This is a genomic window from Idiomarina sp. X4 (assembly GCF_002808045.1).
Lineage (GTDB): Bacteria > Pseudomonadota > Gammaproteobacteria > Enterobacterales > Alteromonadaceae > Idiomarina.
In genome coordinates this window covers 501543-516705 of the sequence record NZ_CP025000.1, presented here as the reverse complement: position 1 = coordinate 516705, position 15163 = coordinate 501543, and the positions used below count along the sequence as shown (strand labels likewise).

Sequence of the window (15163 nt, the reverse complement as noted above, 5' to 3'; positions counted from 1 at the left end):
CCACAGTTATTTATTCATTAGTTCGGTTGGAGATAAAGCCGTGCTTATGCGCATGTTTAGGCCCTGTAAGGGCTCGGTATGTTTAGGTAGTCCCATATTTCAAAATGCGGGACAAAGAATGTTAATGGACCCTATTGAGCTGAGTATATTGTTGGAACGGCTTGAATTTAGCCAAAAGAGTAGCTCACGGCTATTGGGGCGGGTAACAGTTGGCTCTTCTGTGACCATTAAAAACAGAGCGACTCGGGAAAAGGTGACGGTCACTTTGGTACCACCAGAGTTAGCAGATCCCGAAGAGAAGATGATTTCATTTATATCGCCATTAGGTTCTGCGTTGTTGGGGCTCAAATTAGGGGATGTTGCGGTGACTGAATTTGGCAGAAGAACCGACAAGTGGGACGTTATTTCTGTAAACCAAAGAAAAGTGATTACAGACCTTTAAACACTCATGCCTTAAGGAGGGTAGAGCCTTGGAGTAACTTAGTTGTGCAATAGTTTAAGTACTTTTTAGATATTGAACAGATAAGGTGAATCCAATGAGTAAAGAGAAAGAAAAGAAGAAACCTCAGATGACGTTAAAAGAGAAACGTAAACAAAAGAAGAAAAAGAAGCTTTCTGATGAGTAACTAGCAGGGGCTCTTCGGAGCCCCTTTTTAATGGAGAAGAAACATGGAAACAAAACCAAAAATAACGATATCGACTTTTGATTTGGCAGTGATTGAACATAGCCTGGAAGAAACCCGCTTGCCGCCGGAGTTTTTAGATGAACTTGAGGCCGAATTGGCGCGTGCAGAAGTGCTGGAACCTGCCGCTATGCCAGAGAATGTGGCGAGTTTGAATAAGCAAGTCACTTTTAAGGTGTTAGAAACGGGTAAGGTATTCACTAAAACGCTGACAGCCCCCGATCAGGTCGACAAATATGAGGACAGCCTCTCAGTGTTTGCCCCATTAGGTGCTGCGCTCATTGGTTTGTCTGTTGGCCAGACAATTCAATGGAAGACTAACCGAGGGTTGCAGTCGGTTGAGATTATTCATGTGACTTAGTGTCGTAGCCTGATGCTATTGCATCAGGTGCGATGCTTAAAAATTCGTGAAGGTATTTCACACGAAGCAGTATAAAAGAATTATTTAAGCGTTATTTGAAACGAGTAGTCAGGACCTGACGTAATAACGTCAGGCTACTGAACTGTGTTACATCCGTTGCTCAGAAACGAAAAAGCCCCGCACTAAGTGCAGGGCTTTAGGAAGAAGTTGGTGCCGGAGGCGGAATCGGAGTGGCCTTGTAACTTGTTGTTTTATAGGGAATAAAAAGTGTTAATCTTCAATCGTGTTGCTTACCTTGTTACTAAATCTTCAGCTTTAGTTTTTTTGATTGAAAATTTTTCACAAATGAACCTTTTAACTTTTTGGCTATGCCCAATATTCGCTAACACGTTGAACATAGCTGAAGTGTCTGCAGCTTGTGAACGTATAGTGGCATATACATTCGTGCGCCTAATCAGAGATGAAAAGCTATGCTTGTCACTTTGGTTAAAGTGATTAGCTATTTATCAACATTTTTCCATGGGCCGAACGCTATAAAGTAAAGAAGAATGATATTTGCGATAGGGATAACAATCAGAAGACCCAATGGACCAGGGTAGCCAACTCGTTGGCAGATACGCCATGCGGGAACAATAAAAATAGCTCCCACAATCAGCATCCATAGAAAGCCCATACCTGCGAACATTTCGTGATTCATCATTATCTGCTCCTTATTTGACATGCGTTAAAATGACGTTAGACTGAAGTTTATTAAATTGCAAAAAGCAGGGTGCTCGTGCTAATTCGAATTCTGTTATTAATGACAGTGCTATTGGTGTCGATGTCGTTTTCGCAAACGGCAGAAGCTCACGCGTGTCATGATAACAGCCAAATGCAGCACAGCATGATGTACGAAGCCGACACAAACGATTGCGAGCATGAGACGCAAAAGCACAACTCGTGCTGTGCTGACATGACCATTCGGCATTGCTCCGGCGGCTCGGTTTTATTTGTCGGACAGTCTTCTTCGGTTAATGCCGCTGCAGTTAACCTCTCTGCCAAAGTCGATGCGCCCGTTGACACCTCCATTCGTGCTAAACACGCGTCTAATTTATTCCGTCCCCCAATAATTACCGCTTAATAAGTTACTAGAAATTTAACACACGCTCGGCGTGTTTCCTTAAAACTTATTAATCGGTGAATAATTATGTCTATCAAACGCAATATCGCTGTTTTGGCGATGCTGTTTTCCGTATCTGTATCTGCAACCGATGTAGAAGAGCAGCAACTAACCGTTCTAAAAGATCCCAACTGCGGTTGCTGTGAAAAGTGGTTACAAGCTTTACCCGATAGCTTTAGTGTGTCCGTACAACATCCGAACAACCTGACCCAACGAAAACGTGACTCCGGTATTAGTGCCGAGGTCCAATCCTGTCATACCGCTATTTCTAGTAATGGCTATGTCTTTGAGGGGCACGTTCCTCCTACATTGGTTTCTCATTATTTAGCTGGGAAAAAGTCAGCCAATGGCATTGGATTAACTGTTCCTGGCATGCCGGTAGGGTCTGTTGGTATGGAAATGGGTACTCGGTTTCAACCGTATACGGTCTATGAAATCAAAGAGGACGGTTCAATTACACCTTATAAGCAGATAGCAAGTTTAGAGCAGCAGCAAGCACTCTCAAATGGAGGGCTTTAGCTATGGGATTTGGCGGCATGAGTATGGTTCAGTTAGGAGTTTTACTGGTTATTGTCATTCTTCTTTTTGGTAGTAAAAAGCTACGAACCCTGGGCTCCGATCTTGGTAGTGCGATTAAAGGGTTTAAATCATCGGTTTCTGATGAGCCGTCTGATAAGGAACAGGACGTTCAACGTTATCAAAATTTAACCTCAAAAGAGGAGCGTCATAATGAGCAATGAGTTTAACAAAGGGCGTCGAAAGTTTATTAAATCTGCATTCACTGTGGCGTCTGCTTTAGCAATCGTCAAAGTAGCCCCAACTTGGGCTGCTCCTCAGGGACGCAGTTTTAAAGATCAGATCCTGACAAACGATGAGATTGATCTCACCATTGCAAAGTCCCCACTGCTCGTGGGAAATAAAGTAGGAACACCAATAACCATCAATGGCCAAATGCCGGGCCCTTTGATTCGTTTAAAAGAAGGGCAGCGAGCAAAGCTAAATGTGACTAACCGGTTGTCGGAAGACACGTCAATTCACTGGCACGGAATTATATTGCCGGAGAATATGGATGGCGTGCCTGGCGTATCTTTCGAAGGGATAAAGCCAGGACGAACGTTCAAATACCGCTACGATGTCGAGCAAAACGGAACTTATTGGTATCACAGCCATTCCGGTTTGCAGGAGCAATTGGGACACCTGGGGCCGTTAGTGATTGAACCGAAAGACGGAGACATTGGTGCTGATCGAGAACATACCATTATTCTCAGCGACTGGACATTCGAAGATCCGGATACCGTGTTTCGTAACTTGAAAGTTGCGGAGGGGTACTATAACTATCAAAAACGTACGATATTTGAGACCTTCGAGGACGTGCGACAGCAAGGGTTAGAGAAAACCTGGAAGCAACGAGAAATGTGGGGGCAAATGCGAATGAGCCCCCGTGATATTGCGGATGTGACGGGCAGTACTTATACCTACCTGATGAATGGCCGCGATTCACAGATGAACTGGTCAGCATTGTTTAAGCCTGGTGAAAAAGTACGCCTTCGTATCATTAACGGTTCAGCAATGAGTTTTTTCGATGTGAGGATCCCTGGGTTGGAAATGACGGTAGTGGCCGCTGACGGGCAACCGGTGAAACCAGTGTCAGTTGACGAGTTCCGCATTGGTGTGGCGGAAACTTACGATGTAATTGTCCAGCCTAAGCAAAACAAGCCTTACACTATTTATGCTGAGAGCTTTGATCGAAGTGGTTATGTCAGAGGTACATTAACGCCGGAACTTGGTCTTGAGGCTGAAGTGCCTGAACTACGGCAAGTTCCTGAGCGAGGCATGGCCGCTATGGGCATGGGAGCGATGGCGATGTCCGGTGATATGAAAGGCAATAGCATGAATATGAAGCATATGGGCGGCAATAACAGCCATATGACGCATAAAATGACACATAAAAAAGAGCTCCCGGTCGAAAACATTAAAATCAAACACCGTGAGTCCGGACATGGTGCCGGGGCGGCTATGATTGCTACAAACCCGGTAAGCCGTTTGCATGAACCCGGGATTGGATTGGAAGACGTTGATCATAAAGTCTTAGTGTATACCGACTTGGTCGGCGCGCATGAATGGCCGGATACGCGGGAGCCCGAACGACAGATAGAGCTGCACTTAACGGGTAATATGGAGCGTTACATGTGGTCTTTCGACGGGAAGAAGTTTACCGAAGTGGATGGCCCGGTTCAGTTTCATCATGGAGAACGACTGAGGTTGGTGATGGTAAACGATACGATGATGGACCACCCCATACACCTACACGGTATGTGGATGGAACTTGAAAACGGACAGTATCCACGCCCACGCAAACATACGATTAGCCTGAAGCCGAGCGAAAAAGTGTCGTTATTGATAACGGCAGACGCGCCGGGTAGTTGGGCGTTCCACTGTCACCTGTTGTATCACATGAAAGCGGGTATGTTCCGTGTGGTCAATGTCGCATAAGGAGGACAATTATGTACGGTAAATCATTATTAGTGGGTGCGGCGTTGTTGCCAGGTTTAGCAGTCGCCGGACATGCGAAAGAGGACTGGCCTGAACCCGTCAAAGAATATTACACCGGGCAAGTACTGTTCGATCGGTTGGAGTTAACGCGAACCAACGAGGAAGAGAACCTAGCCGTCTGGGACATGATGGCTTGGTATGGCGGTGACTATCACCGAGCTGTTTTCAAGAGTGAAGGGGAGAATGTTCAAGACGACGGTGAGCCCACTGACTTGGAAAGTGCCGAACTGCTGTATGGATACTTGGTGTCTCCGTTTTGGTCGTTTCAGGCCGGTATTGGTACGCGAGGTACCTTATCGTCGGACGCGTCTATGGAAAATTATGCTGTCGTGAGTTTTATGGGGTTGGCGCCCTATTGGTTCGAAATGGATAACTCGCTGATGGTGAATGAAGAAGGCGACGTCCAATTTGTTAGCGAAACTGAGTACGAGTGGCAGCTCACACAAACATCGTACTTACAGCCTCGCATTGAGTTTACAGCCAACCTGACAGATTCAGACAAATATGAACGGCAAAGTGGCTTGAGCAACTTGCGTGTGGGGTTGCGTTATCGTCACGAAATCAGTCGTGAGTTTGCACCCTACATTGGTGTTTATTGGAACGGCGCGTTAGGCAACACGGCAGATGAAATGAAACGAATGGGTGAAGACACCACAGAAACAGGCGTGGTCCTTGGGGCCAGAGTTTGGTTTTAATTGATAATAAAACAAAGAGGAAACAACATGAAAAACGTACTTAAATTAGCCTTCGGTACCGCGTTATTTTTTAGTGCATGGGCCAGCGCTCACGTCGGGCTAACATCCAGTAGCCCGGAGGACGGTGCTACTTTGTCCGAGTCACCTACGGAAATTACGATGAATTTTTCCGGTGATGTTCGTCTGGCTAAAATTATGCTGCACTCAGATGACGGTAAAATGCATCCGCTGGACTTTTCGATGAGCATGACTCCCAAAGCAGCGTACGAAATTGCTGTTAAAAACAATTTGGCGTCAGGTGGTTATACGGTTTATTGGACGGCAATGGGTGGGGACAGTCATAAAATATCGGGTGATTTTAGCTTTGAGGTGAAATGATGACCCTTTGGAGTGTGGCCAGCGTTTTAACGTTGGCCTTTATATTCTGGCTTAACGCGGTGATGACCGCCTCGCCTTATATCGTTTATTTGTCCGGTTTAAAAAAGCAGTCTGAACGAAAGAATAGCCTTGTTGCGTTGCTTCTATTACTGGCAAGCCTTCTGTATTTTTTTCTGAAAGTCGGTAGTTTTGCTGCTGAAGGCTTTGCCGGAATGATTGACACGACCTACATGCAGTTTATATGGACCGGCCCTGTTGGGTTGTTCATCCAACTTCAGATAGCGGTTGCTATTGCTTGGATTGTTTACTCCGTTGTTAAGCTAAAACGTATAAAGTGGGTGCTATATGTTGCCGCCATTGGACTCATGGGATGGAGCTTTTTAAGTATTGGTCACGGCAGTGACGCCGTCTGGTGGGGAAAGCTAGCGCTTTTAACACACTTGTTAGTCGCTTGGGTTTGGTTCGGCAGTCTTAACTCATTGCGAAAGCTGGCAACGTCGGTACCGCTTGCTAAAGCGAAAGCCATTATGGAGCGTTTTGGTGTGCATATGTCTGCAGCGGTTCCAATACTCCTTATTGCGGGCTTGGTTATGTATCGTAGTGCAACAGGGCGATGGATGCCAGAGCTGCCGCTTACGTCGTATGACACGGTACTACTAGCGAAACTTGTGTTTGTGGCGCTGATTCTCCTTGTTGCCGCATTGCATAAATTAAAGTTCGTACCGCAATTAAATGATAACGCGGCCGCCAAGCGACTCAAAAACTCCATAACGGCGGAAATGGTATTGGCTGTCACTATTTTTACCCTGGCCTTTGCGCTAAGCAGCGCGTTTTCCCCCGGTTAATGTAAGGAATAAGAAGAATGAAATTACTTGTGAGTGTTTTTATGGTTTCGGTAATGTTTATTTCAGCGCCCAGTAGCGCCGAAAAACTATCTGAGCCGACCGCTGTGCTTGATGCATTTCGAACTGCTTTAACTGAAGGTGACACGGAGGTCGTTAAAGACGTGCTTTCCGATGATGTGCTTATCTTTGAAGGTGGTGGCGTTGAACGGTCCCTGGCTGAATACAGTGCTCATCATCTTAAGTCAGATATCAAATTTAGCCAGGCGGTTCCTTCCAAGCTGATTGAAAGAACACGATATGAAGTGGCTAGCCTTGCTGTGATCACTTCTCGATATAGTATTTCCGGGGCGTACAACGGGCGTGAGATTGATTTAACGATGAATGAAACTGTAACCGTTTCACATACCCCGGAGTCTGGCTGGAAAATTATCCGGATTCACTGGTCCAACTAACGTCAACCACAGGAGCTGATTATGGCGGAACACGATCACGAACACGGACATCAGGGTTATCAGAAAGGAAGCCTTAGTCTTTGGGGGGCGGTGTCGCTGGGGACTGGTGTCATGATTGGCGCTGGTATTTTTGCACTGACAGGACAAGTTGCTCAGCTAGCAAGAGAGTGGTTTGTACTGGCGTTTGTGTGCGGCGGTATCATTGCCGGTTTCAGCGCCTATTCGTATGTGAAACTGGCCAAAGCATACCCGTCAGCGGGGGGCATTGCGATGTTCCTCAGTAAAGCCTATGGGAAAGGAAGTGTGACGGCAATATTCGCACTCTTGATGTACTTTTCTATGGTGATTAATGAAAGTTTAGTCGCTCGGACATTTGCGTCCTATACCAGCCAATTAATTTCTTTTGAAGCGCAGTGGCTTGTCCCGTTGTTGGCGGTTGGATTGCTGGTCTTTGCGTTTTTTATCAATATTTTGAGTAATCAGTTTATTCAAACGTTCTCGTTTTTTATGGCCTTTGTTAAGGCTTTAGGATTGGTGATTTTAGCGGCTGGTGGTTTGTGGGCCTCAGGCATTCAGTTTGAATCGATATCGGCTATTCCAGAAGAAGCTACCGGCGGCGGTATTTTAGCGGGGATTGCTTTAAGCATACTTGCGTACAAAGGGTTTACAACAATAACCAATAGTGGCGGTGAAATTGTTGAGCCCAAGAAAAATGTCGGGCGTGCCATTATTATTTCGTTGATTATCTGCGCGTTAATATATGTTCTGGTCACTCTGGCGGTTGGCTCGAGCCTGTCCATAGATGAGATTGTGAAAGCGAAAGATTATGCGCTTGCTGAAGCTGCCAGACCCGTCTATGGCGAGACTGGACTTTGGGTGACGGTCGCTTTTGCAATTGTCGCAACGGTATCCGGTGTGATCGCGAGCGCGTTTGCCGTCTCGAGAATGTTGGCTATGTTGACCAATATGAAACTTGTGCCACACAGTCATTTTGGGATGCCAGGTTCCATTCAGAAGCACACACTGGTTTACACTATCGTGATGGCTATGGTCTTAGCTGCTTTTTTCGATTTGAACCGAATCGCTTCGCTTGGTGCTATTTTTTATATCGTTATGGACATTGCGATCCACTGGGGGGTATTGAGACATCTTAGACAAAAAGTGAATGCCAATATTTACATACTTGTCAGCGCAATCACGCTAGATGTCATCGTTTTAGCCGCTTTTATATGGGTGAAATGGACAAGCGATCCGCTGGTTATTTGGGCGTCTCTTATCGGTATGGCATTGATTGCCGCTGGTGAGATTTTGTTTTTACGTAAAAAGCGTTAAGAAAAAGAGCGCATAGCGCTCCTTTTCTAGTTCATTGTAAAAAACATCCAGATAGCCATAGCGACCATCATGAGGTTTTCAGTGAGCGAAATGAAGCCTAACGGCACATTACTTGAGCCACCGACACAGGCACATTTTAGCTCACGTTTGTCGACATAAACGGCTTTAAAAACGGAGACAGAACCCACGATGCCTATGAATAACGCAATAGGGATGGAAATGACATGAGCAAATTCCGCTGCCATTAACAGACCCGCCAAGCCTTCGGCGTAGGGGTAAACACGGCCATAAGGCACCCATTTTTTGGCGAGAAGATCGTAGTTGAGAAACATGGTAGAGAATTTCTCTACGTCCTGGAGTTTGAGCAAGGCCAGAACCACCATCGAGAAACTGATGAACCACTCGATGGTTTGTCCGGTAAATGCGCGACCAAAAGACAACCACGACGTGGCTACGGAGAGGAGCGCTGTCATAATAAATAATGCAATAACGGGTCGGTAACTGGTTGCGTCAGGGTCAGGAAGAGGTTTTCCAAGAAAGGCTCGAACCTCTTCGTACCCACCGATGCGTTCATCACCAATAAACACTTGTGGAGTGGTATCGACGTTGTGTTTTTCCTTGAATATGTCGGTTTCCTCGCGGCTTTCCAGTAGGTTGTCGTCCACATCGTAACCGTTGGCTTTAAGTAAGTGCCGGGTTTTTAAACCGAAAGGGCATTGGTGGTCAGGTGTCGACATTCTGTAAAGCGTGGCTTTTTTAGTTGATTGACTCATAGCCAAGTTCCTTACGTAAAAGTTATGTATTCGTGTACGCATTATAGTCGGCAAAAGATTAAAAGCATCAATAATCAGAAAGGGTAAAAATTCATTAAAAATGAAAAATTATTTTCATTTTGAAAAAAGTGGACAACTTTTTTTATAGCTTTCCTAGTCATCTTGAAGAGCTTACTTTAAAAGATTATTGATACATGAGGATAACTCTAAGTTGAATATACAACTGCTATAGGCTTTGCTATTAAAGGGTTTTTTATACAACTTTAATCGTTTTTAGCTTGACTAAAATTCTGAGGTTTCTATTCTGAGAGTTGTATAAACAACTTAGATGGCAGTACGAAGTCTAATCGGAAAGTAAAATAATTATAATCTAATCGAGGTGACAAAATGCAAAAGTTACTTAAGTCTGCTGTCGCTATAGGCGTATCTGCGGCACTTTTTAATACAACAACAGTCTGGGCACAGTCAGGATCTGATAATACTCAAGCCGAAGACGTTGAGAAAATCACGGTGACTGGTTCGCGAATTCAGCGAATAGAAGCAGAAAGTGCTGCTCCTGTTCAGGTTTTCACGGCGGAAGATATAGAAGTATCGGGAATGACCTCGGTAGAAATGATTTTACAGAGAATGTCAGCCTCTGCTGGTTTTGCTGGCAGCCAGAGTAATGCCTACTGGACAGGTAACGGCTATGGCACCGCTCAAGTTAATTTGCGTGGGCTGGGGATTAACCGAACACTTGTACTGCTGAATGGCCGTCGTGTTGTTAACGGCGGTACCGGCGCAAACAGCTCTGTTGACTTAAATATGATACCGGTTGAAATGATCCAGCGTATCGAGGTTCTTAAAGATGGCGCTTCAGCGATATACGGTGCGGATGCCGTTGCGGGCGTGGTGAATATTATCACCCGTAAAAGTTACGATGGCTTTACTATCGAAGGGCGCTTAGGCTCGACAGATGATGGTGAGGGTCAAGATCGCAAAGTTAATATGATATTTGGCGCCAGCAATGATAAAGGTCGCGTAATGGCGACATTAGGCTATCGTTCTTCAGACGAAGTTAATATGGCTGATCAAGCGGGTTGTGCTTTGGGTGAATTAACGCCAGGCCAACTGGATTGCTTTGGAAGCTCAAGTACCATTGGGGGTAGGGCAACCATATTGACGGGTCCAAATGCTGGTGATCGTATTAATTTCAGTCAAGATGCTGATGGTAACGGTGATTTTTATGAGCCCTACAGCGCTGAGGAACATAACTTTGCATTTTTTCCTTATTTAAATTCGGTTAACCCAATTACAAACTGGAATTTCTCTGCTTTCGGGGATTATCAACTGTCTTCGGATGCGGCGGTTTTTGCTGAAGTTTTATACAACAACCGAACCTCCGATCAATTAGCAACGCCGGGAACATTAAGAGGTATTGAGTTTGATGCCAGCCACCCAACAAACCCAACGGGCGAAACAATTCGACTTGAAGGTCGTCGCTTATTAGAAGGTGGACCAAGAACGTTCTTTCAAGATGTTAATACGTTCAGAACGGTCGTCGGCATGAATGGTGTTATTGGCTCAGGTTGGAACTGGGAAGTTGCTTATAACTATGGCCGTAATACAGCCATTGACGGTATGACCAATATCGTCAATATGCAGCGTCTATCTGCGGGCCTAGACCCTAATACATGCGGCTCCAATGGCATTCCCTGTATCGACTTGTTGGGTTATGGGGATCTGTCTCAAGAGGCATTGGATTACATCATGTTTCGCACGACTGATAATGGGGGGAATGAACAACGTTCATTGACCGCAAACATTTCAGGCGACTTATTTGAAATGCCTGCTGGATGGGTGCCAGTCGCTTTTGGTGTTGAACATCGTAAAGAGAAAGGTTGGCGAAACCCGGATTCATCAATTGTTGCTGGCATTATGAATACCAATCAGGCGGACCCGATAGAAGGGAGCTATACAGTTGATGAAGTTTACGCTGAAACTTCGTTACCTTTGCTGGCGGACTTACCACTGATTCAGTCGTTGAATTTAGATTTAGCGTATCGTTACAGTGATTATGACACCTTTGGTAGTGATGGAAATTATAAAGCGAGCGTTCACTGGCGTGTATCGGATGCTTTGAAAGTGCGGGCGACTCAGTCAACTGCTTTTCGTATTCCAAACATACCTGAACTCTTCGGTGGTGTTGCTGAAGGAAATCTGACAACAACGGACCCGTGTGACGGATGGGATCAAGCCGGCGCTAACCCAACTGTGGCGGCAAACTGTCAAGCAGACGGCGTTCCTGCAGGGTATGAACAATTTGGTGCAACAGTGCTTACCACTGTTGGTGGGAACCCAGATTTAAAACCGGAAGACGCAGATACTTTCACTGCTGGTTTCGTATGGGATATCGGCTCGGCGGACAATTTACAATTGACGGTTGATTACTACGATATTGATATTGAGAATGCTATCCAAAGAATTCCCGGTTCAACGAAGCTGTCTGTCTGCTATAACTCAGAAAATCTATCGCACCCATTTTGCAGTCCGGAGCATTTCACCAGAGATTCTTTAACTGGCGATATTGACTTTTTGTCTGCTCAACCCACCAATGCAGCAACTGAAAATGTGTCGGGTATTGATACGGCTTTGTTTTATAACACCGAGCTGCTGGGTTGGAAAAGTGACTTCAGTTGGAATGTCAGTTACTTAAATGAGTATACATTTGCGCCTTTTGTTGGTGCGAATGAAATTGAATATGCCGGGTACATTACTGGTGGCAGAGGAAGCTATACGCACTGGCGTTCAAATGCTTCGGGAACCTTTATGAAGCAGGACTGGCGTGTACATTACTCCGTCCAGTACATTGGACCTGCCGATGACATTAATGCTGCTCCGGGAGATATTGGAGCCCGAGCACCCAGTGTTTTCTATCATAACGTGCAGGGAACTTATTTCGTAAATTCAAAACTGAGCGTGACTGGCGGTGTTAATAACCTTTTTGACAAAGAACCGCCTTATATTCAAAGTTGGACGGACGCCAATACTGACACTATGACATATGACTTGTTAGGCCGTCAGTTATATCTGAAGGTACGTTACAGCTTTTAAAGACTAGACTGGCTGTCGCTTTTCCCTGGGAGCGGCAGCTTTTTTTTATTAAATTTGAGGTAGGGTATGACTCAAAAGAAACGCTCCAGTAGCTGGCGAGTTTGGCATCGTTGGCTATCTTTGATTTTTGGCCTGCAAATGGTTATTTGGACAATCAGTGGCGCTTACATGGTGTTCTTCGATTTGGATTATATTCATGGTGATCACTTAGTTCAGGATATAAGCCAGCCAATACCGAAAGGTGTTGAAATATCAAGCTTAAATGACCTGTTGAGCCGCTATCCAGAAACACGAAAAACGTCGTTAAAAAGCGTATGGCTGAATCAGAAGTTACAGCCGGTGTATAAAATAGAGAGTAACGAGGGAGCGTTTTTAGTTAATGCGGAGTCGCTGCAGCGTATTGATATAACCGAACAACACATTAAAGAGTTAGCGAATCAATATTACACGAAGGATCCCGACGCTATTGAATCGGTCGTTTACATGACTGATAACCCACCAACAGAAGTGAGTGGTGCTTTGTTACCGATTTGGCAGGTAAATTATGACGATTTCGGTAATACCAGTCTGTATTTATCTGAAACGACCGGGGAGCTTTTGGTAAAGCGACATACGTTTTGGCGGGGGTTTGATATCGCCTGGATGTTACACATAATGGACTACGACGAGCGTGTGGATATCGAGACCTGGTGGTTAAAGGGCTTTATTATCGGTACGTTTATTTTAATGATAACGGGCACTGTCCTGCTTTTTTATACGATTACGTTTAAGAGAAAATCGACTGGGGGTGCTCAATGATAAGGTTTATGCAATGGCTTCATCGTTGGGTGAGTTTGGTTTTAGTGATTCAAGTCGCTTTGTGGCTAGTGAGTGGGTTATTTTTTAGCTTAACCGGACATCACGGAATGTCAGGCCACCAATATATGGTCTCAAAAAACTCTGAACCCCCACTTAAAAAAATAGCGCCTCAAATCGATGTTACTGAAATGCATCAACGATTCCCCTTAGCTCACTCCATTGAACTGGTCAGTGTTGCCGGGGTAGGTCAGTATCAGGTGTCTCTGCCAGATGGACGTTTGCTTTACTTCAACGCAGATACCGGTGAACGGTGGTCTACGGACCAAGCTTTGGCGACTCAGCTAGCGCTGAATAGCTACAATGGACCGGGCCAGGTTGAAAGGGTTGAAAGAGTCAAGGGAAGCGATGAAGTGAATGGCTGGAATGCCTCAGGATTCCGCATTGATATCGAGGATGATCTTAATACCCGAATATATATCGATGAAGCGTCATCCCGGGTTGTGGAACATCGTAATACGCCATGGACAATCGCTGACTGGGCGTTTCGTCTGCACTTTATGGATTACACGGGCGGTCGAAGTTTTAATCATCTATTGATATGGAGTGCTGGATTATTCGCTCTTTGGTTTTCATTATCCGGTTTAATTCTCTTAGGCCGAAATATTACTAACGGTGACTTTAATCCAAAACGTAAGAAAACGTGGTTAGAATATTTTCAGCAGAAAGGGCAACCAATTGCGAGTAATTGTGGCGGAGGCGGTACCTGTGGGTTATGTAAAGTGACACTGCAAGGCAGCAATATACCCAGCCCGAAAGCAGCTGATAAAGCGTTATTGAGCGCCAACGAATTAGAAGCAGGAACGCGCCTATCTTGTCAACACAGAACGTCATCCAATTATGACGTTAAGCTGCATAATGCCGGAGTCGATGATATTGCTTTAACACTTGATTCAAAGCGGCAACTCACTCCATCCATTATGGAGCTTACTTTTGTAAGTTCAGATCCCGTTAGTTATGAAGCCGGGCAATTTATGCAGTTCCGTATTCCACATATAAACGAAATATTGTCACGGCATTACTCGGTTGCTACGCGGCCTCACCCGACTCAGTTTGTATTTAACATAAGGCAGCTGCCATCGCCAAGTGAAGGGATTCCCCCGGGTATCGGCTCAAACTACCTATGTAATCTGGAGGCTGGTGCGCGTGTCGATGCTGTAGGACCATTTGGTGACTTTCAGCTGACGAAACAAAATAGTCACACGCAAGTCTTTATTGGAGGCGGCGCAGGTGTTGCACCGTTAAGATCGTTAATACAAAGTGAATTAGCAGCAGATTCTCCTCGTCGTTGCATATTCTTTTACGGTGCTCGATATGAAAAGGAACTCTGTTATAGAAACGAGTTTGAAAGAGAAGAGCGGTTAACTTATATACCTGTTCTTTCTGAGAGCGCCAAGTCGGATGACTGGACTGGACCAACTGGCTTTGTGCACGAAACCGCAATGAAGTGGTTGGCCGGCAAAAACAAAGAAACATTAGATATTTACGTGTGTGGTCCTCCGCCGATGCTAGAAGCAACGTTAAAGTCTCTTGCTGACTTTGGTATTCCGCGAGAACGCATAAAGTTCGATGACTTTGGTATTTAGACTTTAAAATCGCCTAAGTTAGTCGTAAATCTGGGTGGTGATATAGTAGTCGTATCGCCACCTGGATTGACTACCTCGCAATGAGTACCTCTTTTAATTGATTGATCCTTATCAGCAAAAAGATATATACTTCAAGCATGTTTTTACAGCAGAACTTCGCATGTATCGTTTAATCATTGCTCTATTGCTATTGGCAGTAACAACAATGTCATTTTCACAAACTATCAGTACGGAAGAGGCCTGTATGCACGATTCTACTGAGCAGGTTTGTGATCTTGCTGATTGCGAAGTGTCGCACTCTCTTACCGATAATTGTTGCTCTGATTCAATGATGCGACATTGTTACAGTCCGTCAATTACTGTCGTTTATTCTGAGCAATCGACGGTTCCGCCTGTTG

16 protein-coding genes are annotated in these 15163 nt (G+C 45.1%); 14 read left to right on the top strand and 2 right to left on the bottom strand.

Translation table 11 applies throughout. The features are described 5' to 3' along the window. Positions 1-118 precede the first annotated feature (118 nt). Both CWC33_RS02585 and CWC33_RS02580 read left to right on the top strand, forming a co-directional pair. Positions 119-442, top strand: a complete 324-nt coding sequence (locus CWC33_RS02585; protein WP_232709826.1) for a GreA/GreB family elongation factor — start codon at positions 119-121, stop codon at positions 440-442. Between the two features lie 227 nt (positions 443-669). Beyond that, positions 670-1044, top strand: a complete 375-nt coding sequence (locus tag CWC33_RS02580) for a GreA/GreB family elongation factor (protein WP_100690649.1) — start codon at positions 670-672, stop codon at positions 1042-1044. Between the two features lie 499 nt (positions 1045-1543). On the opposite strand, the gene CWC33_RS02575 is transcribed toward CWC33_RS02580, so the two are convergent. After that, positions 1544-1744, bottom strand: coding sequence for a hypothetical protein (locus CWC33_RS02575; protein WP_006956255.1), 201 nt, complete (start codon positions 1742-1744; stop codon positions 1544-1546). Between the two features lie 75 nt (positions 1745-1819). On the opposite strand from CWC33_RS02575, the gene CWC33_RS02570 reads away from it, so the two are divergent. The 9 genes from CWC33_RS02570 to CWC33_RS02530 all read left to right on the top strand — a co-directional run bounded on the left by CWC33_RS02570 (position 1820) and on the right by CWC33_RS02530 (position 8458). Beyond that, positions 1820-2164, top strand: a complete 345-nt coding sequence (locus CWC33_RS02570) for a hypothetical protein (RefSeq protein WP_011234488.1) — start codon at positions 1820-1822, stop codon at positions 2162-2164. A 66-nt stretch (positions 2165-2230) separates the two neighbouring features. Then, complete coding sequence (locus CWC33_RS02565; RefSeq protein ID WP_100690648.1) at positions 2231-2722, top strand: DUF411 domain-containing protein; 492 nt, start codon at positions 2231-2233, stop codon at positions 2720-2722. 2 nt (positions 2723-2724) lie between these two features. Beyond that, a complete protein-coding gene (tatA, locus tag CWC33_RS02560) occupies positions 2725-2943 on the top strand; it encodes a twin-arginine translocase TatA/TatE family subunit (protein ID WP_053954069.1) in 219 nt (72 codons plus the stop codon). Beyond that, positions 2933-4696, top strand: coding sequence for a copper resistance system multicopper oxidase (locus CWC33_RS02555; protein ID WP_100690647.1), 1764 nt, complete (start codon positions 2933-2935; stop codon positions 4694-4696). The genes tatA and CWC33_RS02555 overlap by 11 nt, the downstream gene beginning before the upstream one ends. Positions 4697-4707: 11 nt before the next feature. Continuing rightward, the gene (locus tag CWC33_RS02550) at positions 4708-5451 is read left to right on the top strand and encodes a copper resistance protein B (RefSeq protein ID WP_053954067.1); all 744 of its coding nucleotides are present in this window, start codon (positions 4708-4710) and stop codon (positions 5449-5451) included. A 27-nt stretch (positions 5452-5478) separates the two neighbouring features. Then, complete coding sequence (locus tag CWC33_RS02545; RefSeq protein ID WP_006956248.1) at positions 5479-5829, top strand: copper resistance CopC family protein; 351 nt, start codon at positions 5479-5481, stop codon at positions 5827-5829. Further along, positions 5826-6674 (top strand): copper resistance D family protein, encoded by an 849-nt coding sequence (locus CWC33_RS02540; protein ID WP_232709825.1) that lies wholly within the window; start codon positions 5826-5828, stop codon positions 6672-6674. The genes CWC33_RS02545 and CWC33_RS02540 overlap by 4 nt, the downstream gene beginning before the upstream one ends. Positions 6675-6691: 17 nt before the next feature. Further along, positions 6692-7126 (top strand): YybH family protein, encoded by a 435-nt coding sequence (locus CWC33_RS02535; RefSeq protein WP_008489764.1) that lies wholly within the window; start codon positions 6692-6694, stop codon positions 7124-7126. Positions 7127-7147: 21 nt separating this feature from the next. Beyond that, entirely contained in the window at positions 7148-8458 is a 1311-nt protein-coding gene (locus CWC33_RS02530) for an APC family permease (RefSeq protein WP_100690645.1), read from the top strand. Between the two features lie 26 nt (positions 8459-8484). Here CWC33_RS02530 and CWC33_RS02525 read toward each other — a convergent pair whose 3' ends face one another. Continuing rightward, positions 8485-9231 carry a MauE/DoxX family redox-associated membrane protein gene (locus tag CWC33_RS02525; protein ID WP_100690644.1) on the bottom strand — a complete coding sequence of 249 codons (747 nt, stop codon included), beginning with the start codon at positions 9229-9231 and terminating at the stop codon, positions 8485-8487. 387 nt (positions 9232-9618) lie between these two features. Between CWC33_RS02525 and CWC33_RS02520 the strand changes: the two genes are divergently transcribed. The 3 genes from CWC33_RS02520 to CWC33_RS02510 all read left to right on the top strand — a co-directional run bounded on the left by CWC33_RS02520 (position 9619) and on the right by CWC33_RS02510 (position 14765). After that, positions 9619-12324: a TonB-dependent receptor gene (locus CWC33_RS02520; RefSeq protein ID WP_100690643.1), complete on the top strand. Its 2706-nt coding sequence runs from the start codon at positions 9619-9621 to the stop codon at positions 12322-12324. 66 nt (positions 12325-12390) lie between these two features. Then, on the top strand, positions 12391-13122 hold the full coding sequence (locus tag CWC33_RS02515) for a membrane protein (RefSeq protein ID WP_006956236.1): 732 nt from the start codon (positions 12391-12393) through the stop codon (positions 13120-13122). Beyond that, positions 13119-14765 (top strand): PepSY domain-containing protein, encoded by a 1647-nt coding sequence (locus CWC33_RS02510; protein ID WP_100690642.1) that lies wholly within the window; start codon positions 13119-13121, stop codon positions 14763-14765. Before CWC33_RS02515 ends, CWC33_RS02510 begins: the two co-directional genes overlap by 4 nt. The last annotated feature ends 398 nt before the right edge of the window (positions 14766-15163 follow it).

Excerpts from the sequence above, each read along its gene's own strand:
- CWC33_RS02585 (WP_232709826.1), top strand. The coding sequence starts at position 119 with ATGTTAATGGACCCTATTGAGCTGAGTATATTGTTGGAACGGCTTGAA.
- CWC33_RS02580 (WP_100690649.1), top strand. The coding sequence starts at position 670 with ATGGAAACAAAACCAAAAATAACGATATCGACTTTTGATTTGGCAGTG.
- CWC33_RS02575 (WP_006956255.1), bottom strand. The coding sequence starts at position 1,744 with ATGATGAATCACGAAATGTTCGCAGGTATGGGCTTTCTATGGATGCTG.
- CWC33_RS02565 (WP_100690648.1), top strand. The coding sequence starts at position 2,231 with ATGTCTATCAAACGCAATATCGCTGTTTTGGCGATGCTGTTTTCCGTA.
- tatA (WP_053954069.1), top strand. The coding sequence starts at position 2,725 with ATGGGATTTGGCGGCATGAGTATGGTTCAGTTAGGAGTTTTACTGGTT.
- CWC33_RS02555 (WP_100690647.1), top strand. The coding sequence starts at position 2,933 with ATGAGCAATGAGTTTAACAAAGGGCGTCGAAAGTTTATTAAATCTGCA.
- CWC33_RS02550 (WP_053954067.1), top strand. The coding sequence starts at position 4,708 with ATGTACGGTAAATCATTATTAGTGGGTGCGGCGTTGTTGCCAGGTTTA.
- CWC33_RS02545 (WP_006956248.1), top strand. The coding sequence starts at position 5,479 with ATGAAAAACGTACTTAAATTAGCCTTCGGTACCGCGTTATTTTTTAGT.
- CWC33_RS02540 (WP_232709825.1), top strand. The coding sequence starts at position 5,826 with ATGATGACCCTTTGGAGTGTGGCCAGCGTTTTAACGTTGGCCTTTATA.
- CWC33_RS02535 (WP_008489764.1), top strand. The coding sequence starts at position 6,692 with ATGAAATTACTTGTGAGTGTTTTTATGGTTTCGGTAATGTTTATTTCA.
- CWC33_RS02530 (WP_100690645.1), top strand. The coding sequence starts at position 7,148 with ATGGCGGAACACGATCACGAACACGGACATCAGGGTTATCAGAAAGGA.
- CWC33_RS02525 (WP_100690644.1), bottom strand. The coding sequence starts at position 9,231 with ATGAGTCAATCAACTAAAAAAGCCACGCTTTACAGAATGTCGACACCT.
- CWC33_RS02520 (WP_100690643.1), top strand. The coding sequence starts at position 9,619 with ATGCAAAAGTTACTTAAGTCTGCTGTCGCTATAGGCGTATCTGCGGCA.
- CWC33_RS02515 (WP_006956236.1), top strand. The coding sequence starts at position 12,391 with ATGACTCAAAAGAAACGCTCCAGTAGCTGGCGAGTTTGGCATCGTTGG.
- CWC33_RS02510 (WP_100690642.1), top strand. The coding sequence starts at position 13,119 with ATGATAAGGTTTATGCAATGGCTTCATCGTTGGGTGAGTTTGGTTTTA.